The following is an 18,625-nucleotide window of genomic DNA, read 5'->3' as shown; positions in this document are numbered from 1 at the left end:
ACCGCATCGCGACCTGAGGCTTCCGGGCCGGTCTCCGGGCTTGCCGCCGGGTGGCGCGAGGCCACCGTCCAGGCGCCTTCCCATGCCTGCGGCACAGTGGCGGTGTTGCCTGGAACTGACGTGCTTACCGTTGCGGGGGCAGCGCCGGCCTGGCGTGGAATCACGCGTCACCGGCTTCCCGTTTCAACCTGCCGGCCATGGCCGCAGGTCACCTGGAAGTGCGCGCAGTCTACGGCATCGCAGGCCGTCCCGTTGCGTCGCGCCTGCGCGACTGCCTTTGCTGTGCCTTTAGAATGGTTGCTCGATCCCGTGGTGCCGTTGCCGATGTCCGCCCGTTTTCCGCTGTACCTGCGTCGCCCGTCCGGGACGCGCGCATGATCCTCGACCTGGTCCGCCATGCCGGCAATGGCCGTGATGAGTTCCTTGATGGCCGCAGCGACCCACCGCAGCTGGCCGGCCTGCCACAGGAGCTGGTCGAGGCCTACGCCGGGCAACGCTGGGAGCGGGTGATCAGTTCACCGCGGTTGCGCGCGCTGCATACGGCGATGGCCCTGGCCACGCCGCGTGGGCTGGACGTGGAAGCGGACGAGGAATGGGAAGAACTGGACTTCGGCGATTGGGACGGGCGGTCGCTGTTCGACCTGCCGGAGGATGCACTGGCGGCCTTCCATGCCGACCCGCACGCGTTCCCGCCGCCCAATGGCGAGAGCTGGGGCCACTTCGAGCGGCGCATCGCGCGCGCGCTGGATCGCCTGCTCGATGATGACGATCCGGTGCCGACGCTGGTGGTCAGCCATGGCGGCCCGTTGCGCATGGTGCTGTCGCAGGTCTGCGGCCTGCCGATGTCGCTGTGCTGGGCGCTGCGCATCGACCACGGCACGCGCCTGCGGGTGTGGCTGGAGCGCGGTGAGATCGGGCTGGTGGGTGAGCTGCTGGAGCTGCAGCAGCCCTGAGCGCACTCGCCGGGCATGGCTCGGCGCTACCGATCCCGCATCACACTGGTAGTGCCGGCCGCTGGCCGGCATCCCCAGGAACGCGGATGCCTCAATCCTCGTCCGCGCCCTCGGCCACGCTGTCCTCAGCGTCATCGTCGGCATCGAAGCGCTGCTCATGCACCGGGCCCGACGCCGGGCCGGCTGCCTTCAGCGGATGCGCAGCGATGCGTGCTTCGTAATCCTGCACCAGTGCTTCACGCTGTGGCTCGCTCAGCTCCTGCCAATGGCAGTCCAGCAACGCGCCTTCCAGCGAGTACAGCAGGTTCAGGCTGGGCTTGAAGCCGGCGCGCTTGACCTTGACGAAGGCGCCGACGGCTCCGATCGCGACCAGGTCGTCGCGGCTGCGCAGGCCGACCTGGCGCAGCCACGCCGCACTTTTCGGGCCGATGTTGCGCAGCTTCGGTGCGCTCATCCCAGCGCCTCGACGAACACGCGGGCGATGGCTTCCAGGCCAGCCTGGTCGTCGGCATCGAAGCGGCCGACCTTCGGGCTGTCGATGTCGAACACGCCGATCAGTTCATCGCCGCGCAGCAGCGGCACTACCAGTTCCGAGCGCGAGGCCGAATCGCAGGCGATGTGGCCGGGGAAGGCGTCGACGTCCTCTACGCGCTGGGTCACGCGCTGGCTGGCGGCGGCACCGCACACGCCTTTGTCCAGCGGGATGCGCACGCAGGCCGGCAGGCCCTGGAACGGGCCGACCACCAGTTCCTTGCCGTCGTACAGGTAGAAGCCCACCCAGTTCAGGTCGGGCAGGGCGTGGTAGACCAGGGCCGAGAGGTTGGCCGCGTTGGCGATGCGGTCGGACTCGGCGTAGACCAGGCCACGGGCCTGTTCCAGCAGCTGGGCGTATTGTTCCGGCTTGCTGCCGGTGAGCGAGGCATTGGCGAACATGCCAGCAGTCTAGCAAGCGTGCCGGGCCAGCGATAATGCACACACTGTTGCCCTGTTGGAGCCCGTCGATGCCGTTGCCCGCCACGCTGCCGCCCGCCCTGTTCGTCACCGGCACCGATACCGAGATCGGCAAGACCGCGGCGAGCACCGCGCTGCTGCATGTGCTGCGCCGGCGTGGCCTGCGTGCGGTGGGGATGAAGCCGGTGGCCAGCGGCAGCGAAGACCTGGGCCGGGGCCTGCGCAACGAAGACGCATTGGCGCTGCAGGCGGCCAGCTGGCCGGTACCGGACTATGCCGATCTGAACCCGTATGCGTTGCGCCAGCCGCTGGCACCGGAGCTGGCCGCTGCCGAGGACGGCGTGCAGGTGGAGCTGGCGCCGATCGTGGCAGCGTTCGAGCGGCTGCGTGCGCAGGCCGATGTCGTGGTGGTGGAGGGTGTTGGCGGTTGGCTGGCACCAGTCTCGGCCACGCTCGACCAGCTCGACCTGGTGCGCGCATTGCGGTTGCCGGTGTTGCTGGTGGTGGGCATGCGGCTGGGCTGCGTCAACCACGCGCGTCTGACCGCGCAGTCGTTGCAGGCCAGCGGCGTGGAGTGCCTGGGCTGGATCGGCAACCACATCGACCCGGCGATGCAGCGCCAGGATGAGAACATCGCAACGCTGCAGCAGCGCCTGCCGATGCCGTGCTGGGGGCGGCTGCCACATCTGCCGGGAGCGGATGGCGAAGCGTTGAGCACGCATCTGCTCGATTGACCTGGGGTAGTGCCGGCCGCTGGCCGGCAACCTCGATGTATCCACCTGCGTGCAGTTGCCGGCCAGCGGCCGGCACTACCGTGCTGCGGCCGCCAGCTCCCGCGCGATCGCACCCAACCGCTCCACCGCGCCGATGAAGCGTGCATCCAGCGTCTGGCAGCACGACAGCCGCAGGCAATGGCGATACCGCGCGCCGCGTGAATACACCTGGCCGGGCATGAACACGATGTCCTCCTGCAGTGCACGCTCGAACAGCTCGCGCGTGTCCACGCCGGGCAGTTCCAGCCACAGCAGGAAGCCACCCTGCGGTTCGGTGGCGCGGGTGCCGGCCGGGAAGTGTTCGGCCACCAGCTGGCGCAGCCGTCCGACCTGTTCGCGGTACAGCCGGCGCATGCGATGCAGGTGGTGCTCGTAGCTGCCCGCTTCCAGATAGGCCGCCACCGCGTCGCCCAGCAGCTGCGGCTCGCCGCCGGTGGACTGGAATTTCAGCAGCGCGATGCGCTCGGCGAAGCGGCCGCCATCGAGCCAGCCGATGCGGTAATCCGGCGCCAGCGTCTTGGAAAAGCCGCCGACCACCATCACCCAGCCACCGCGATCGAAGGCCTTCAGGAGCGGTGCCGGCGGTTCGCAGAACTGCAGCTCGGCATACACCGCATCTTCGATCAGCGGCAGCTGGCGTGCGTTGACCAGTTCGGCCAGGCGTTGCTTGGCGGCGGTCGGCATGGTGCAGCCGAGCGGGTTGTGCACGGTCGGCATCACCACCAGTGCGGCCAGCGGCGTGTGCTCCAGCAGCGCATCCAGCGCATCCACATCCAGGCCGAGCTGCGGGTGGGTGGGCAGTTCGATGGCCTGCAGGCCGAGGTTGGCCAGCAACGGGTAGAGGTTGAAGTAGGACGGCGCCTCGATGCCGACCGCATCACCGGGCTGGGTGACCGCGCGTAGCGCCAGCTGCAGCCCTTCCATCGCACCGTGGGTCAGCAGCAGGCGTTCGCTGTGGGTATGCAGGCCCATGCGCGGGCCGCGGCGCACGATCTGCGCCAGCAGCCGTGGCGAGCCGTTGGGGCGTGCATAGGTCTCCACGGTCTGCTGGCCATGGCGCAGTACCTGCGCCGTGTGCTTGGCCAGCTGCGCGCCGGGGTAGAACTGGCGACCGCGCGGGCCGGCAAAGGCCAGGTCGATCACGCCGGGGCGGCGCTGTGCTTCCAGCACGCGGGCCATCAGTACCTGCTGCAGCGGCGCGGTGGGCGCAGAAGGCGTGTCGCGCAGCGAACGTTCCGGCACCGACAGCCGCGGCGCCACCTCGAAGCCGGCTTTCGGCCGCGGAATGACCAGGCCAGCGTCTTCCAGCTGGCGGTAGGCGGCAATCACCGTGTTCAGGCTGAGCCGGCGCTGCAGGGCCATCTGCCGCAGCGAGGGCAGGCGGCTGCCGACCGGAAGGCGTCCGCCGTGGATGGCCTCGGCCAGTTCGTCGGACAGCCGTTGGTAGCGGGGGGGGATCATTGCGCTCTGATCATCTGTATCCATCGAGTTTCCCGCCATCTGGTGCTGTACCCATGATGACGGCGAGCCTAGCATGTCGTTGTCGGCCGGGCCTGATCGGGGCACGGCCGGTACTTTCCAAGCGCACGGCTGGATGGCCGTGCGTCTTTTTTTGGTAGTGCCGGCCGCTGGCCGGCATTCCCTGGAACCGCAAGAGCCGGCCAGCGGCCGGCACTACCCGGATCGTTACCGCATTGGCAGGAGCGTCACCGAGCGCCAGCCGGCCCCACGGAAATGCCGTCAGCGCATCGGCACCAGCACCGCATCGCGCCGGTACAGCCCCGGGAACTGCCTGCCCAGCGCGGCCAGCTTCGGCGCGTCGTAGTAGCGGATGTACGCGGCCTGCGGGTAGTTGGTCATGTAGTTCTGGTGGTAGCTCTCGGCCGGGTAGAAGCGCTGGCCGCTGACCAGCTGGGTGACGATCGGTGCGCGGTAGCTGCCGGCCTGGCCGAGCTGGGCGATGTAGGCGCGGCTGGCTGCCTGCTGGCGGGCGTCATCAGTGAAGATCGCCGACCGGTACTGGCTGCCGTGGTCGGGCCCCTGGCGGTTGAGCTGGGTCGGGTCGTGCACCACCGAGAAGAACACCTGCATCAACTGCCCATAGCTGACCTGGCGTGGGTCGTAGTCGACCTTCACCGCTTCGGCATGACCGGTCTGACCGCTGCTGACCCGCTCATAGCGGGCATTGGCAGCGCTGCCACCGATGTAGCCGGACACCGCATTACTCACGCCTTTGACATGCTGGAACACACCCTGCACGCCCCAGAAGCAACCGCCGGCGAACACCACGCTGGCGTGGGTGGCGTCATCGCGGAACGCAGCGTCGCCCGTGGGTACAGGGAGTGCCTGGGTCTGCGCGCTGGCTTCGACCGGTGCCGCGATGGCGCCATGGTCAACGAGCAGCACGCCGGCGATGAGTGCCGTGGCCACCAGTCCGGCAACGCCAGCGGCAATGCCCTGTTCAAAGGAGAATTTCATCGTGTCCTCCCGGTTCAACCGAAGGTGAAGGCATAGGCCTGCACGCCCGCATCGAGGAACTCGATCTCGAAGCGGTGCGGGCTGACCGTGCCGCGTTGGCGCACCAGCTGGTAGAGGCGGTGCTCGTCGACCACGCCGCTGCCATCGGCGCCGACATCAGTGCCGGCATCGGTGGCGGGCAATGGCTTGCCATCCAGCAGGACGCGGAAGCGCACCGGCTTTCCTTCCTGGCCCGGTGCCAGCACCAGGTGCAGGTCGCGCGCATGGAACTGGAAGGCGATGCGGCCACCGGCTTGCTGCAGCTGCGCAGCCTCGTCGGTAACGGTCCAGCGTCCGGACAGGCCCCACTGGTTCAACGCCAGGCTGGCCGGCAACGTGTAGTCGAACGCGGTGTCGCTGCGCTGCCCACCGGGCGAGGCGAACTGCTCGGCACGGGCGTGGCCCAGATAGGTTTCCGGCGAGCGCAGATTGCCCATGTCGGCCTGCGCAGCCACGCCCTTCAGATCGGCGGCGGCCGGATCGGCCGGCGGCGGTAGGTTCGTCTGGCCGGCCTCGGTCAGCAAGCGACGGATCACCTGTTCCGAGCGCGCATAGTTGCCCTCGCCGAACTGGTGGCCGCGGATGTTGCCCTGCGCATCGACGAAGTACTGCGCCGGCCAGTAGCGGTTGTTGAACGCGCGCCAGATCGTGTACTGGTTGTCCAGTGCCACCGGGTACTCAACCTTCAGCTGCTGCACCGCCTTCATGACGTTGCGCGGGTCACGCTCGAAGGCGAACTCCGGGGTGTGCACGCCGACCACTACCAGGCCGTGGTCGCGATAACGGCGCTCCCATTCGTGCACGAACGGCATCGCGCGCAGGCAGTTGATGCACGAGTACGTCCAGAAATCGACCAGCACCACCTTGCCGCGCAGCTGCTGGGCCGTCAGCGGCGGGCTGTTGAGCCAGCCGGTGGCACCATCCAGCGCGGGCAGGGTGCCTTCCACTGGCAGCGGTGCACTGGCACCCGCATCGGGGCCCGCCATCATCGTCATCGACGGTGCTGCCGGTTGCGCGCCGGGAACGGCATCCAGCAGGCCCTGCTCGATGCGCGCGGTGCTGACCGTGGACAGGCGGGTCAGCAGGCCGGTATCCCAGCCCAGGCCGATCGCCACCACCGCCAGCAGTGCAGCCACGCCCAGTACCTTGCGCAGCACATCGCCGAGGCCGAGCCGCGCCTGCAGCGCGCGGAACACGCGGCCACCTACCCATACCGCCAGCGCCAGTGCGGTAATCGCGCCCAGTGCGTAGGCCAGCAGCAGCGTGCTGGTGCCGGCGCTTGCCCCGTGCAGCGCGGCACCGGTCAGCACCAGGCCGAGGATCGGCCCGGCGCAGGGCGCCCACAGCAGGCCGGTGGCGATGCCGATCAGCAGCGAGGTCCACGCACCGCCACGCCCCGCTGCGTCGGTCGCATCGGCACGCGCGCTCAAGCGGGCACCCACGCGCTGGAACGGCGCCAGCAGATGGTCGGCCAGTCGTGGCCAGAGCAATGCCAGTGCGAACAGCGCCATCAGCAGCAGGGCGATCCAGCGTCCGACCTGGTTGGCCTGTGCCACCCATTGGCTGCCCACCGCAGCCAGGCTGGCGACCACGGTGAAGGTGAGTGCCATGCCCAGCAGCAGCGGCAGCGTGCTGCGCAGGAAGGGGCGGTCGGCACGCGCGAACACGAACGGCAGCACCGGCAGGATGCAGGGACTGAGCAGGGTCAGCGCGCCCCCCAGGTAGGCAAGCAGCAACAGCAGCATCGTCAGGCTCCGGAAGCAGGGGAAGAACCGACCGGCACCCGCCAGCCATCGGCAGTACCGCCCTCAGCGGCACCGGGAACGAACACCATCGCCGCGCCGTTCATGCAGTAGCGAAGTCCGGTTGGGCGAGGCCCGTCGTTGAACACATGGCCGAGGTGGCCACCGCAGCGGCGGCAGTGCACCTCCACCCGCAGCATGCCGAAGGTGACGTCGCGGTCTTCGCCGATGGCGTTGTGCAGCGGCGCCCAGAAGCTGGGCCAGCCGGTGCCGCTCTCGAACTTGGTGGAGGAGGAGAACAGCGGCAGCGCACAGCCGGCGCAGGCAAACGTGCCCTGCCGGTGTTCCTTGTTGAGCGGGCTGCTGTACGGGCGCTCGGTCGCCTGCTGGCGCAGCACTGCGTACTGCGCCGGGGTCAGGCGCTGGCGCCAGTCGGCATCGCTGCGCATGACCTCGAACTGTCGCGACGGGCGCGCTTCAGCGGCGGCCGGGGCGGCACGGCTGCAGGCCCCCAGACCGAGCAGGCCGGCGGCGGTGGCAACACCGCCCAGGCCCAGCAGATGGCGTCGGGTAAGGGACATGGCGGACTCCGGGAAGGGGCGACGGGGCCATGCTGCGCCCGCCCGGGTCAACGAATCCTCACGCAGGATTCAATTTTTCGTGAGGTATCGGCGTCTATCCCGCGCCACAATGCAGCCAGCCTCCCCACTGGCCCCGAGCTGCCGATGTCCACCAAACGCGTGCTGATCGTTGAAGACGATGCCCACATCGCCGACCTGCTGCGCATGCATCTGGGCGATGAGGGCTACGACGTCGCCCATGCCGCCAGCGGCGATGCCGGCCTGCGCCTGCTCGAGCAGGAAGGGCCATGGGATGCGCTGGTGCTGGACGTGATGCTGCCCGGCGTGGACGGCTTGCAGGTGTGCCAGCGTGCACGCGCGATGGCGCGCTATGTGCCGATCATCATCATCAGCGCGCGAGGCAGCGAAACGCAGCGCATCGTCGGCCTGGAACTGGGGGCGGATGATTACCTGGCCAAGCCCTTCTCGATGCCGGAACTGGTGGCACGGGTGCGCGCATTGCTGCGCCGGGCCGAGGCGATGGCGCAGAGCGCGCGCATCGATGCCGGCGCGATCGAGCTGGGCGGCCTGCAGCTGGACCCGGTCGCGCGTACCGCCTCAGTGGATGGCAACGCACTGGAGCTGACCCCGCGCGAGTTCGACCTGCTGCTGTTCTTCGCCCGTCATCCGGACCAGGTGTTCGCGCGCATGGAACTGCTCAACCAGGTCTGGGGCTACCAGCACGATGGCTACGAGCACACGGTCAACACCCACATCAATCGCCTGCGCAGCAAGATCGAGCCGGACCCGGCCAATCCACGGCGGCTGCTGACGGTGTGGGGCCGTGGCTACAAGCTGGTCGATCCGGCCGGGGCGGCGGCATGATCAAGCCGAACCTGTGGCAGAAGCTGGCGGCGGTGATCGCTGCGCTGATGCTGATGTGCTGCATGGCGCTGCTGGCGCTGCAGATGCGCGCCAACACCCGCCACGAGCAGGAAGTGGTGCAGCGGTTGTCGCTGGGCCTGGCCGAGCACATTGCCCAGCGCAGCGAACTGATGGACACCAGCGGCATGCGTGATGCCGCGGTGCGCGCGCTGTTCGGCCAGCTGATGGCGGTCAACCCCAGCGTCGAGGTCTACCTGCTGGACGACCAGGGCCGCATCCTCGGCCACGATGCGCCGACAGGCCATCTGGTGCGCAACCGGGTGGACGTGGCACCGCTGCGTCGGCTGCTGGCCGGTGCGCCGTTGCCGATCCTGGGCGATGACCCGCGCAGCACGGACGGCCGCAAGGTGTTCAGTGCCGCGCCGCTGATCGTGCAGGGTCGCCAGGCCGGTTATGTGTACGTGGTGCTGGTCGGCGAACACCGTCAGATGCTGTCCGACGACCTTGCCGCCGGCAGCCAGTGGAACACCACGCTGTGGTCGGTGATGCTGGTCGGCAGCCTGGGCCTGCTGGCCGGGCTGGTGGCCTTCTACTGGGTGACGCGCCCGCTGCGGCGGCTGACCCGGCGCATCCAGGCCTTCGACATCGACGCACCCACGCCGTTGCCGCCGCCGGAGCCGCTGCGTCCCGGTGAGCGCGACGAGCTGGTGATCCTCGAACACGCACACGCGCAGATGGCGCAGCGGCTGGGCGAGCAGTGGCAGCAGCTGCGCCAGCAGGACCTGCAGCGCCGCGAGCTGGTCGCCAACATCTCGCACGACCTGCGCACGCCGTTGTCATCGCTGCACGGCTATCTGGAAACGCTGGCGCTGAAGGACGCCACGCTGTCGCCGGACGAGCGCCGCCGCTACCTCGGTATCGCGCTGGCGCAGAGCGCCAAGGTTGGCCGGCTGGCGCGTGCGCTGTTCGAGCTGGCGCGGCTGGAACATGGCGAAGTGCGCCTGGAGTTGGAGGTGTTCGCATTGCCGGAGCTGCTGCAGGACGTGCTGCAGAAATTCGAGCTGGCGGCGCAGGCTCGCAACCAGTACCTGCACGCGGACTTCCCGCCCGGCCTGCCGCTGGTGCGCGCCGATCTGGGCCTGGTCGAGCGGGTGCTGACCAACCTGCTCGACAACGCGCTGCGGCATGCGCCCGACGGTGGGCGGATCGAGGTGTGCCTGCGCGCGACGCCGGACAGCGTGGAGGTGAGCGTGGCCGATGATGGACCTGGTGTTGCCCCTGCACTGCGCACGCAGCTGTTCCAGGCACCGGCCGCGCTGGGCGCGCGACGTGGAGAGAACGGCGGGTTGGGCCTGCTGATCGTGCAGCGCATCGTGCAGTTGCACGGCCGTCGCATCGAACTGCGTGACAGCGAGCGCGGTGCGTTGTTCGCGTTTGCGTTGCCGCGTGCGGAACCAGCGGCCTAGCAGGCCGCATCGCACTCCACGGCAGCGCCGCTTTCCAGCGGCAGGTGCAGTCGGATGCAGGCACCACCCAGCTCCGAATCGGTTACTTCGACCAGGCCGCCATGCTTGTCGGCCACCACCTGCACCAGCGCCAGTCCGAGGCCGAAACCGGGGCTACCCGGATCCAGCCGCACATAGGGTTGCAGCACCTGGCCGCGCAGTTCGGGTGCGATGCCGGGGCCATCGTCCTCCACCTGCAGGCACAGCCAGCCGTCGTTGACCGTGCTGGCGATACGGATCTGCCGCCGCGCATAGCGCAGGGCATTGCCGAGCAGGTTGCGCAATGCCAGTTCCAGCATGTGCCGGTTGACGTTGACCAGGCCCGCCGGCGATAGCACCTGCTGTACCGGCATCGGCAGCGGTGCGAACTGGGCCACCACGCCACGTACCAGTGCCGCCAGCTGCAGGCGCTGGCGGGTCAGCTGATGGCAGCGGCCGAGCGCGGCGTACTCGACGCCGGCATCGGTGAGGTGCTGCAGCCGATCGACATCAGTGCGCAGGCCGCCCAAGGCATCACGCTGGATCTCGTCCAGCGCGGTGTCCTCCAGGTCGGCCAGGCCGAAACGCATCCGTGCCAGCGGCGTGCGGACTTCGTGCGCCACTGCCTGGGCCAGCACGCGCTGGCTTTCCAGCAGCTGCTGCAGCTGCTCGGCCATGTGATTGAAGGCATTGGCCAGCGGCCGCACCAGCGCAGTGCCGGCGCGCGGGGCGCGCGTGTCCAGCTGTCCGTCGCGCATCTGCCGGGCGGCCTGGGCCAGCTGCGAGACGTCGCGCCACAGGCGGTAGACCATCACGTACATCGGCAGCGCCACGGCCACCATCAGGATCAGCAGCAGGATCGCCACGCCTGACACTTCGCTGTCCTGCCAGCCCTCGTCAGGCAGCGCTTCGTCCAACGGCCCCAGCATCACCGCGTAGTCGCTGTCGCCGATCCGCTGCAGGCTGCGCATGTGCTCCAGGTCGATCTGCACCCGGCCGTTGCTGAAGGGGGGGCGCTGGCTGGCCGGCAGCGCCTTCATCGCCTCTGCCAACGGCACCATGCGCAGGGCATAGGCGAAGTCGGCGTCCAGTTCGCGCGCCAGCGTCGGCCACTGCTCGCGCGGGGTTTCGGCGAAGCGGTGCTGCAGCAGGGCATGGGTACCGCGCATCTCGGCCAGCAGTCCGGCTTCGGTGCGGTCTTCCAGCAGCGCATCCCAGGCCCACAGGCCCAGCACGATCAGTAGCAGGTGGGCGACCAGGAAGCCGATGCCGTAGCGCAGGAAGTGGAAGGCGTGGCCGCGCATCGCCGAGGGCGTGCGCTTCATCCCCATGCCGAGCGGCTGAACAGGTAGCCGCGGCCCCGCACGGTCTTGATCCGCTCCGGTTGTTCAGGGTTGTCGCCCAGCTTGCGGCGCAGGCGCGAGATGCGTGCATCGATCGAACGGTCCAGGCCGTCGAAGGCGATCCCGCGCAGGCCGCGCAGCAGCGCATCGCGGTCCAGGATCTGGCCGGCATTGCTGGCCAGCAGGAACAGCAGGTCGAACTCGGCAGTGGTGAGCTCCAGCAGCGCGCTCTGCAGGTGCACGTTGCGGGTGGACGGATCGATGCTCAGCTCGCCGAAGCGGAGGCTGCCGTCGCGTGGTTCGACCCGGCGGTGGCGGCGCAGGTGGGCGCGCAGGCGGGCCAGCAGCACCCGTGGTTCGATCGGCTTGCCGATGTAATCATCGGCGCCCAGTTCCAGTCCCAGCACCTGGTCGATGTTGTCGGTGCGGGCGGTCAGCACGCAGATGATGCCGTCATAGTGGGGGCGGATCTGCCGACACACTTCGAAACCATCCTGGTCGGGCAGGCCGACATCGAGCAGGACCAGGGCGGGCTTGTCGGCCAGGATCCGGGCCACCGCACGCTCACCGCTGCGCTCGTGGGCCACCTGATAGCCATGCCGCTGCAGATAGTCGCTGACCATCGTACCCAGGCGGGCATCGTCTTCGACCAGTACGATATCCAGCATTTTCAAGGCCTCCGTGGACGCACACGTACCGCCACGGCACGAGCGCGGCGATGCTATCCCAGCCTTCGGGCCGCCCGGGTCCCGGGGGCGGGCGCCATTCAGCCGGGGTTGCTGGCGCACGGGCCGGGCCTCAGGCCTGGCAACAACTTGGCGTCCAGCATAGCCTGATGCTGTTACAAAACGTTACCTTCGTGATACGCACGGTGACCATCGCTGACAGCAAAGCGACTGACGCAGGGCCGGGGGCGGGCCGAGCATGGAGTCTCCTCCGCTCCGCGTGTCGCTCCCATGTCGCCCGCCGCCGCCTGCCTGCTGAACCCGTCCCGCCGCTGCCGCTGCGGAGGTGCCCGATGAGCGGCGTGGTCGGGGCCTGGCTGCCGCCCGCCGAGGACGAACACCTGCTGCAGCAGCTGGCGCCAATGCTGCGCGCCCTGCAGCAGCGCGGCCGGGGGCGCATCGGCTACTGGACCGACGCCGAGGCCGGCCTGGCGCTGGGCCACTGCCGGGCGCCAACCGATACGCCGTTGCAGCCCCTGAGTTCGGACTGTGGCCGTTACGTGCTGTGCCTGGATGGCCGGTTGTACAACCGGGCCGACCTGCAGTCGCAGCTGCGCGATCTGCCACGCAGCTGCAGCGATGCGCGGCTGCTGCTGCAGGCGATCATCGAATGGGGCGTGGAACGGGCGCTTTCCCGCATCGAGGGCGCGTTCGGTTTCAGCGTATGGGACCGCGAGTCGCGCGAACTGTGGCTGGCCCGCGACCCGGTTGGCGAGCGGCCGCTGTACTACGGCTGGTACCAGGGCCGGTTCCTGTTCGCCTCGGAAATGAAGGCACTCCAGGCCTTTGCCGGTTTCGCCCCGAGCATCGACCAGGATGCGCTGAGCCTGCTGCTGCGCCATGACTACGTGCCGGCACCGCACACCATCTACCGCGGCATCCACAAGCTGGTGGCAGGCGCGATGCTGCGCGTCGATCTGAATGACCATGCGGCTGGCGGCTCCAGCCAGGCCGCACAGGGTGGTTCACGCTACTGGTGCGCACGCGATGCGATGCAGAGCGCACTGCAGGAACCGCTGCTGCCGGCGCCGAGCCTGGAGCAGGCGACCGACCAGCTGGAAACTGCGTTGCAGAAGGCCATCGCCGCACGCATGCATTCGCCGCTGGCCTGCGGTGCGTTCCTGTCCGGCGGCACCGATTCCTCGCTGGTGACGGCGATGATGCAGGCACAGTCGACGCTTCCGATCGAAGCGTGGACGGTTGGCTTCGATGATCCCGGCCATGACGAGAGCGATTGGGCCTCGCAGGTCGCGCGGCATCTGGGCGTGCAGCATCATCTGCACCGGATGGATGCGCGACAAGGCCTGGATCTGCTGCAGCGGCTGCCGCAGGTCTGGTGCGAACCGTTCGCCGATGCCTCGCAGCTGCCGACCCTGCTGGCCAGTGAACTGCTGGGCGCGCGCAAGCCGGTGGCCCTCACCGGCGACGGTGGCGATGAACTGTTCTTCGGCCACCCCAGCTATGGCCGCGCGCTGCGCAATGCGCGCCTGTGCGGTGGCCTGCCGGACTGGGTGCGTGATCTGGCGCGGCGCAGCGGCAACCGCATGAATGTCGAGCGCGGCCGCCTGGGCGGCTGGCGCGCACTGGTGGCGGAAGTCGCCGCCAACGACGTGGAAGGTCACTACCTGCAGCGCGTGACGCGCTGGCGGCAGCCGGCGCAGGTGGTGCTGGGTGCACGCGAGCCGATGACGATCTTCCAGCAGCAGGACACGGCGCTGCCGGCCGAGGCCCGCATCCAGCTGCTGGATTTCCGCATGGACCTGGCCGAGGGCATTCTCGCCAAGGTCGATCGTGCGGGCATGGCGGCGGGCGTGGAGACGCGCGCGCCGCTGCTGGACATGGAGGTGGTGCGGTTGGCCTGGCGCCTGCCGCAGCACCTGAAGTACCACGACGGTGAGCACAAGCGGATCCTCAAGCACCTGCTGGCGCGCTACCTGCCCGAGCCGCTGGTGTATCGCCCCAAGCGCGGCTTCGGACCGCCGATGGCGCGCTGGTTGGCGGGCCCGCTGCGCGACTGGGCGGAGGCACTGCTGGACCCGCAGCTGCTGCGCAACCAGGGCTGCTTCGATGCGGCACGCGTGCGCGGCATCTGGGAAGCGTTCCTGCGTGGCGAACGCAAGTGGCACACGCACCTGTGGAACGTGCTGATGTTCCAGGCGTGGCACCAGCACTGGCACGTCAATCGCGGGCGTTGAGATTCCTTCGCGGTTTGTTCTGCGTGGCGCAGGGCGTAGGCCCTTGCGTACGAATGTCCTCCGGCGCCGGCCGTTGGCCGTCACCTCCCCCTTTACTTCGTACGCAAGGGCCTACGCCCTGCGTTCGGAGTTCGTCGACGCCTCGTTGAAAGGCGCCGCGAGCGCTGCGCTTTTCCTTTCCTGCCGCAAGCCGAGCCTCGTCGGGGGCGGGCAGGGGGTTGGGCAAAGTAAAGGAGGAGGGGACGGCCAACGGCCGGCGCCGGGGGACATTTGCCCAGGCCCCTGCTTGTCTCGGCGGGGCCCGTCAGTTCGCGGGGAATCGGGACGAAGACACGCGTGTGGCGGATTCATTCTGCGTGGCGCCGTGCGGATGCCCTTGCGTACGAATGTCCTCCGGCGCCGGCCGTTGGCCGTCACCTCCCCCTTTACTTCGTACGCAAGGGCATCCGCCCGGCGTTCGGAGTTTGTCGGCGCTTCCTTGAAAGGCGGCCGCGCGTGCTGCGCTTTCCTCACCGCACGCCGAGCCTCGTCGGGGCGGGCAGGGGTTTGGGCAAAGTAAAGGAGGAGGTGACGGCCAACGGCCGGCGCCGGGGGACATTTGCCCAGGCCCCTGCCTGTCCCGGCGGGGCCCTTCAGTTCGCGGCGAATCCAGACGAGGAAGCGCTCTTCAATGCAGACGCCAGGCAAAAAAAGACCCGGCAGAGGGAGGGATCTGCCGGGTCCGGATTGCGTGGGGGGAGGGACCCACGCAATGAGCGTTGCGTCGCGTCAGTGGTTGTTCGCGTCCGCCGTTGATTCGTTGTAGCCCTGCACCAGTTCGGACCAGGCCTTGCCGGCCTGCAGGCCGAGACCGACCACGTCCTGCTGGGCCTGGCCCAGCCGCTGCAGGTTGTCCTGCCACAGCTGTGCGCCCTTGTTGAGCATCCCGGCCGTGTCGTCACTACGGGCCAGTTCCCCCAACCAGCCGCCGGTCGCGGTCAGGTTGCGCTCCATCGCCTTCAGCTGCACGCCGAACATGCTTTCCGCGTTCTCCAACGCCAACCGGTTCGCGCGGGTTGCTGCGGCTGCGAGCTGGCGGGTGGCATCACTGAAGCGATCGCTGAAGGCGGCGGCCATGGGGGCATCAGGGAGTGGCTTGATGCATTGCAGCATACGCCGTTGATGCGGCAATGCAACAAAAATAACAAAGGCGCCCCAGGCGCCTTTGAAACACCTTTTAGATCAATGGGTTGATCAGGCCGTCGGGCCGCGGTAGCGGCAGCCGGAGGTGCAGGTTTCGTGCACGGTGATCTCGCTCAGCGCCGGCAGGCTGGGCTTGAGTTCGTTCCAGATCCACACCGCCAGGTTCTCGCTGGTCGGGTTCTCCAGGCCGGGGATGTCATTGAGGTAGTGATGGTCCAGGCGGTCGTAGATCGGCTGGAAGGCCGCCTTCACGTCGCCGAAGTCCATGATCCAGCCGGTCTGCGCCCCCGGCTCGCCCTCGACCTTCAGTTCCACCCGGAACGAGTGGCCATGCAGACGCGCGCACTTGTGCCCCGGCGGCACGTTGGGGAGGCGGTGCGCCGCCTCGAGCATGAAGACTTTGAAGATTTCCATGGCGCGATTGTACGCCGCAGGTGGCCGGCCATCCTGAGCGGATGTTGGGCTTTCGTGAAGTAACTCTTTCCATCCGGATGAAGAGATGATAGCTTCTCTTATATCCGTATGAAGAGATGTTATTGGCCGGACCCCGGCCAGGCATGGACTACTGCGGAACTACGTCGCCCTTTCCACCTCCCCCACATCGTCATGCCCAAGCACACCCTGCTCGTGGCGGCCCTGGCCGTCGCTCTGGCCGCGCCTTTGTCCGCCGCCGCCGAAACCTCCGCCGATGCCAGTGGCGAAGCCAGTACCCTGGCCGCCGTGCGCGTCACCGGTTCCAACATCAAGCGCACCGATACCGAGGCTTCCAACCCGGTGCAGGTGATCGGCCGCCAGCAGCTGGAACAGACCGGCAAGGCCACCGTGGCCGATGTGCTGCGTTCGATCTCGGCCAACACCGGCAACGCCAGCAACGAAACCACCAACAATGGTTGGGCGTCCGGCTCGGCCGGCATCGGCCTGCGTGGCCTGTCGCAGAAAAACACGCTGGTGCTGCTCAACGGCCGTCGCCTGGCCAACTACGGCTTCCCGGCCGGTGGCCTGTCCGACACCTTCGTCGATCTCAATGCGCTGCCGCTGGTCGCGGTCGAGCGCATTGAGGTGCTCAAGGACGGCGCCTCGGCGGTGTACGGCTCCGACGCCGTGGCCGGCGTGGTCAACATCATCACCCGGCAGAACTTCGAAGGCGCCGAGATCGGCGGCAGCTTCGGCGGTGCCGACCAGGGCGGCCTGCACGAGCAGAACCTGAAGTTCGTCGGCGGCCTCGGTGATCTCGACACCGATGGCTACAACATCCTCTTCAGCCTGCAGGGGTACAACCGTGAGCGCCTGGACCAGGACGAGCGCAACCTGACCAGGAGCGGCATCTACACCGACAAGCCGGGTGGCCGCTGGAACGGCTGGTCGGCCAAGGGCGCGCGCTACCTGGTCAACGGCGTCTCGGTGCCGATGCTCGATGCCAACGGTAACTGCCCGACCGGCACCACCCGCGTGGCCAGCGCACCGATCGACGGCCTGGCCGGCGACACCTGCGGCTTCAACCAGGCACCGTTCACCACGCTGATCCCCTCGACCAAGCGCTACCAGGCCTACGCCAACGGTACCTTCCGCCTGAACGACAACGTCGAAGCGTTCGGCGAAGTGCTGTACAGCCAGATCAAGAGTGCCGCGTGGTTCGGCAGCAGCCCGTTCTTCACCCTGGAGAGCGGCCGCTTCGCACTGAACGCGAACAGCGGCCTGGCAGAGCCGGTGTCGTCGCTGCTGCCGGCCAACAATCCGTACAACCCGTACGGTCGCGCGATTCCCGTCGAGTACACCTTCTTCGACCTGGGCGGCACGATCAAGACCAACCGTTCCACCGCCTACCGCGGTGTGTTCGGCCTGCGCGGCACCACCGCGAAGTGGGATTGGGAAGTGGCTGCATTCGGTGCGCGCAGCAGCGAGCGTGAGAGCGTGTCCGGTGGCTTCGCCAACCGCTGGGCGCTGGCCGACGCGCTGGCCACGGGCAGCTACAACCTGCTCAACCCGGCGGCCACGCCGCAGTCGGTGCGTGATTCGATCAACATCGCCACGCTGCGTCCGGCCGAATCCAAGCTGCAGGGCATCGATGCGAAGATTTCCGGCAGCCTGGGCCACACCTGGGCCGGCGAGATCGGCTTCGCCGCCGGCGCCGAGTGGCGCCGCGAAAAGCTCGACTCCAACAATCCGTGGCAGATCGATGCCGGCCTGCAGGTGCGCCCGGCCATTGCCGAAGTACACGGCAAGCGCCAGGTCAGTGCGGCCTACGCCGAAGTGAACGTGCCGCTGGCCTCGACGCTGGAGCTGTCCGCCGCCGCGCGCGCTGATCACTACGATGATTTCGGCGATGCGTTCTCGCCGAAGATCGGCCTGCGCTGGCAGCCGCTGGATGTCCTGCTGGTGCGTGCGTCGGCGTCGAAGGGCTTCCGGGCACCGTCGCTGTCGGAAAACTCCAACAGCACCAGCATCGCCTACGGCAGCGTGGTCGACCCGCGTGATCCGGACGTGCCGGGCTCGCGCCAGAACCCCACCTTCTTCACCGTCGGCAACAACGAACTCAAGCCGGAGCGCACCAGGAGCGTCAACTTCGGTGTGGTGCTGTCGCCGTGGGCCAACACCAACCTGAGCGTGGACTACTACCGCATCCAGCTGGACAACCTGGTCGGCACCAACAACACCCAGACCCTGGTCAACGACAACGTGGCCGGCGCCGTGCAGCGCGATGAGCGTGGCAAGCTGCAGGCGGTCTACAACCGCTACCAGAACCTGAGCGAGCTGAAGACCTCGGGCATCGATGTCGAGCTGCGCCAGCGCATCCCGACCGCGGCGCTGGGTGACTTCACCGTGTCCTCGGCCTACACCCACGTGCGCGACTACCGTCGCCCCACCGTGGTCGGTGGGCCGCTGGTCGACTACGCCGGCAGCAACCTGGGCGCGACCCTGCCCAAGGACAAGGCCACCACCACGCTGGACTGGAAGTACGGTGATTTCAACGCAGCCGTGACCTGGTACTACACCAGCAGCTACCGCCAGGAGGCCAGCACCGCCGCCAAAGCCGTGCAGCAGCGCGTCGGCAGCTACAGCCAGTACGACCTGTACCTGGCCTACACCGGCATCGACAAGCTGACCGTGTATGCCAAGGTGCAGAACCTGGCCGACAAGACGCCGCCGTACGACGCCTCGTTCCCGGGCATCCGCGCGCCGTACGACTTCAGCCAGTACGACCTGCGTGGCCGCTACTTCACGCTGGGCTTCGATTACCGCTTCTGATCCATCCGCCGCGGCCGGTCACCTGAGGGGACCGGCCGCGCGATCGTCTGCCGTTGTGTTCCAGGGGAG

16 protein-coding genes and 1 riboswitch are annotated in these 18,625 nt (G+C 68.4%); of the genes, 6 read left to right on the top strand and 10 right to left on the bottom strand.

The genetic code is table 11. The annotated features are described in order from the left end of the window. Positions 1-8 precede the first annotated feature (8 nt). Positions 9-231: riboswitch (cobalamin riboswitch) on the bottom strand. A gap of 143 nt (positions 232-374) precedes the next feature. Next, positions 375-953: a histidine phosphatase family protein gene (locus tag AC5P78_RS14160; RefSeq protein WP_005407938.1), complete on the top strand. Its 579-nt coding sequence runs from the start codon at positions 375-377 to the stop codon at positions 951-953. 91 nt (positions 954-1,044) lie between these two features. On the opposite strand, the gene AC5P78_RS14155 is transcribed toward AC5P78_RS14160, so the two are convergent. Beyond that, a complete protein-coding gene (locus tag AC5P78_RS14155; RefSeq protein ID WP_005407939.1) occupies positions 1,045-1,407 on the bottom strand; it encodes a TfoX/Sxy family protein in 363 nt (120 codons plus the stop codon). Beyond that, the gene (locus AC5P78_RS14150) at positions 1,404-1,886 is read right to left on the bottom strand and encodes a GAF domain-containing protein (RefSeq protein ID WP_005407940.1); all 483 of its coding nucleotides are present in this window, start codon (positions 1,884-1,886) and stop codon (positions 1,404-1,406) included. The genes AC5P78_RS14155 and AC5P78_RS14150 overlap by 4 nt, the downstream gene beginning before the upstream one ends. Before the next feature lie 68 nt (positions 1,887-1,954). Between AC5P78_RS14150 and bioD the strand changes: the two genes are divergently transcribed. Continuing rightward, on the top strand, positions 1,955-2,638 hold the full coding sequence (gene bioD, locus AC5P78_RS14145) for a dethiobiotin synthase (RefSeq protein WP_414498306.1): 684 nt from the start codon (positions 1,955-1,957) through the stop codon (positions 2,636-2,638). A gap of 75 nt (positions 2,639-2,713) precedes the next feature. On the opposite strand, the gene AC5P78_RS14140 is transcribed toward bioD, so the two are convergent. The 4 genes from AC5P78_RS14140 to msrB all read right to left on the bottom strand — a co-directional run bounded on the left by AC5P78_RS14140 (position 2,714) and on the right by msrB (position 7,517). After that, positions 2,714-4,162: an aminotransferase-like domain-containing protein gene (locus AC5P78_RS14140; protein WP_076739394.1), complete on the bottom strand. Its 1,449-nt coding sequence runs from the start codon at positions 4,160-4,162 to the stop codon at positions 2,714-2,716. Between the two features lie 255 nt (positions 4,163-4,417). Then, positions 4,418-5,155, bottom strand: coding sequence for a peptide-methionine (S)-S-oxide reductase MsrA (gene msrA, locus AC5P78_RS14135; RefSeq protein ID WP_049402691.1), 738 nt, complete (start codon positions 5,153-5,155; stop codon positions 4,418-4,420). A gap of 14 nt (positions 5,156-5,169) precedes the next feature. Beyond that, the gene (locus tag AC5P78_RS14130; protein WP_414498307.1) at positions 5,170-6,939 is read right to left on the bottom strand and encodes a cytochrome c biogenesis protein DipZ; all 1,770 of its coding nucleotides are present in this window, start codon (positions 6,937-6,939) and stop codon (positions 5,170-5,172) included. Between the two features lie 2 nt (positions 6,940-6,941). Next, entirely contained in the window at positions 6,942-7,517 is a 576-nt protein-coding gene (gene msrB / locus AC5P78_RS14125; protein ID WP_005407946.1) for a peptide-methionine (R)-S-oxide reductase MsrB, read from the bottom strand. 144 nt (positions 7,518-7,661) lie between these two features. On the opposite strand from msrB, the gene AC5P78_RS14120 reads away from it, so the two are divergent. Together AC5P78_RS14120 and AC5P78_RS14115 are read left to right on the top strand one after the other, a co-directional pair. Next, complete coding sequence (locus AC5P78_RS14120; RefSeq protein ID WP_005407947.1) at positions 7,662-8,381, top strand: response regulator transcription factor; 720 nt, start codon at positions 7,662-7,664, stop codon at positions 8,379-8,381. Next, a complete protein-coding gene (locus AC5P78_RS14115) occupies positions 8,378-9,847 on the top strand; it encodes a sensor histidine kinase (RefSeq protein WP_414498308.1) in 1,470 nt (489 codons plus the stop codon). The genes AC5P78_RS14120 and AC5P78_RS14115 overlap by 4 nt, the downstream gene beginning before the upstream one ends. Here AC5P78_RS14115 and AC5P78_RS14110 read toward each other — a convergent pair. Together AC5P78_RS14110 and AC5P78_RS14105 are read right to left on the bottom strand one after the other, a co-directional pair. After that, the gene (locus AC5P78_RS14110; protein ID WP_044571165.1) at positions 9,844-11,190 is read right to left on the bottom strand and encodes an ATP-binding protein; all 1,347 of its coding nucleotides are present in this window, start codon (positions 11,188-11,190) and stop codon (positions 9,844-9,846) included. The genes AC5P78_RS14115 and AC5P78_RS14110 overlap by 4 nt on opposite strands. Continuing rightward, positions 11,187-11,876, bottom strand: coding sequence for a winged helix-turn-helix domain-containing protein (locus AC5P78_RS14105; protein WP_062608101.1), 690 nt, complete (start codon positions 11,874-11,876; stop codon positions 11,187-11,189). The genes AC5P78_RS14110 and AC5P78_RS14105 overlap by 4 nt, the downstream gene beginning before the upstream one ends. A 350-nt stretch (positions 11,877-12,226) precedes the next feature. Between AC5P78_RS14105 and asnB the strand changes: the two genes are divergently transcribed. Beyond that, complete coding sequence (gene asnB / locus AC5P78_RS14100) at positions 12,227-14,128, top strand: asparagine synthase (glutamine-hydrolyzing) (RefSeq protein ID WP_049417429.1); 1,902 nt, start codon at positions 12,227-12,229, stop codon at positions 14,126-14,128. A gap of 768 nt (positions 14,129-14,896) precedes the next feature. Here asnB and AC5P78_RS14095 read toward each other — a convergent pair. Further along, positions 14,897-15,244 (bottom strand): phasin family protein, encoded by a 348-nt coding sequence (locus tag AC5P78_RS14095; protein ID WP_005407952.1) that lies wholly within the window; start codon positions 15,242-15,244, stop codon positions 14,897-14,899. Positions 15,245-15,361: 117 nt separating this feature from the next. Continuing rightward, positions 15,362-15,724: a 6-carboxytetrahydropterin synthase QueD gene (queD, locus tag AC5P78_RS14090; RefSeq protein WP_005407953.1), complete on the bottom strand. Its 363-nt coding sequence runs from the start codon at positions 15,722-15,724 to the stop codon at positions 15,362-15,364. A gap of 192 nt (positions 15,725-15,916) precedes the next feature. On the opposite strand from queD, the gene AC5P78_RS14085 reads away from it, so the two are divergent. Then, a complete protein-coding gene (locus tag AC5P78_RS14085) occupies positions 15,917-18,556 on the top strand; it encodes a TonB-dependent receptor plug domain-containing protein (protein ID WP_012479047.1) in 2,640 nt (879 codons plus the stop codon). Positions 18,557-18,625 lie beyond the last annotated feature (69 nt).

The sequence above is a fragment of the Stenotrophomonas sp. YJH_SMC_133 genome, from assembly GCF_059370655.1.
Note: the sequence above shows the minus strand (reverse complement) of the source record. Positions and strands in the feature narration are given on the sequence as shown.

Excerpts from the sequence above, each read along its gene's own strand:
- AC5P78_RS14130 (WP_414498307.1), bottom strand. The coding sequence starts at position 6,939 with ATGCTGCTGTTGCTGCTTGCCTACCTGGGGGGCGCGCTGACCCTGCTC.
- queD (WP_005407953.1), bottom strand. The coding sequence starts at position 15,724 with ATGGAAATCTTCAAAGTCTTCATGCTCGAGGCGGCGCACCGCCTCCCC.
- AC5P78_RS14120 (WP_005407947.1), top strand. The coding sequence starts at position 7,662 with ATGTCCACCAAACGCGTGCTGATCGTTGAAGACGATGCCCACATCGCC.
- AC5P78_RS14095 (WP_005407952.1), bottom strand. The coding sequence starts at position 15,244 with ATGGCCGCCGCCTTCAGCGATCGCTTCAGTGATGCCACCCGCCAGCTC.
- AC5P78_RS14110 (WP_044571165.1), bottom strand. The coding sequence starts at position 11,190 with ATGAAGCGCACGCCCTCGGCGATGCGCGGCCACGCCTTCCACTTCCTG.
- msrB (WP_005407946.1), bottom strand. The coding sequence starts at position 7,517 with ATGTCCCTTACCCGACGCCATCTGCTGGGCCTGGGCGGTGTTGCCACC.
- bioD (WP_414498306.1), top strand. The coding sequence starts at position 1,955 with ATGCCGTTGCCCGCCACGCTGCCGCCCGCCCTGTTCGTCACCGGCACC.
- asnB (WP_049417429.1), top strand. The coding sequence starts at position 12,227 with ATGAGCGGCGTGGTCGGGGCCTGGCTGCCGCCCGCCGAGGACGAACAC.
- AC5P78_RS14105 (WP_062608101.1), bottom strand. The coding sequence starts at position 11,876 with ATGCTGGATATCGTACTGGTCGAAGACGATGCCCGCCTGGGTACGATG.
- AC5P78_RS14150 (WP_005407940.1), bottom strand. The coding sequence starts at position 1,886 with ATGTTCGCCAATGCCTCGCTCACCGGCAGCAAGCCGGAACAATACGCC.
- msrA (WP_049402691.1), bottom strand. The coding sequence starts at position 5,155 with ATGAAATTCTCCTTTGAACAGGGCATTGCCGCTGGCGTTGCCGGACTG.
- AC5P78_RS14140 (WP_076739394.1), bottom strand. The coding sequence starts at position 4,162 with ATGGATACAGATGATCAGAGCGCAATGATCCCCCCCCGCTACCAACGG.
- AC5P78_RS14160 (WP_005407938.1), top strand. The coding sequence starts at position 375 with ATGATCCTCGACCTGGTCCGCCATGCCGGCAATGGCCGTGATGAGTTC.
- AC5P78_RS14085 (WP_012479047.1), top strand. The coding sequence starts at position 15,917 with ATGCCCAAGCACACCCTGCTCGTGGCGGCCCTGGCCGTCGCTCTGGCC.
- AC5P78_RS14115 (WP_414498308.1), top strand. The coding sequence starts at position 8,378 with ATGATCAAGCCGAACCTGTGGCAGAAGCTGGCGGCGGTGATCGCTGCG.
- AC5P78_RS14155 (WP_005407939.1), bottom strand. The coding sequence starts at position 1,407 with ATGAGCGCACCGAAGCTGCGCAACATCGGCCCGAAAAGTGCGGCGTGG.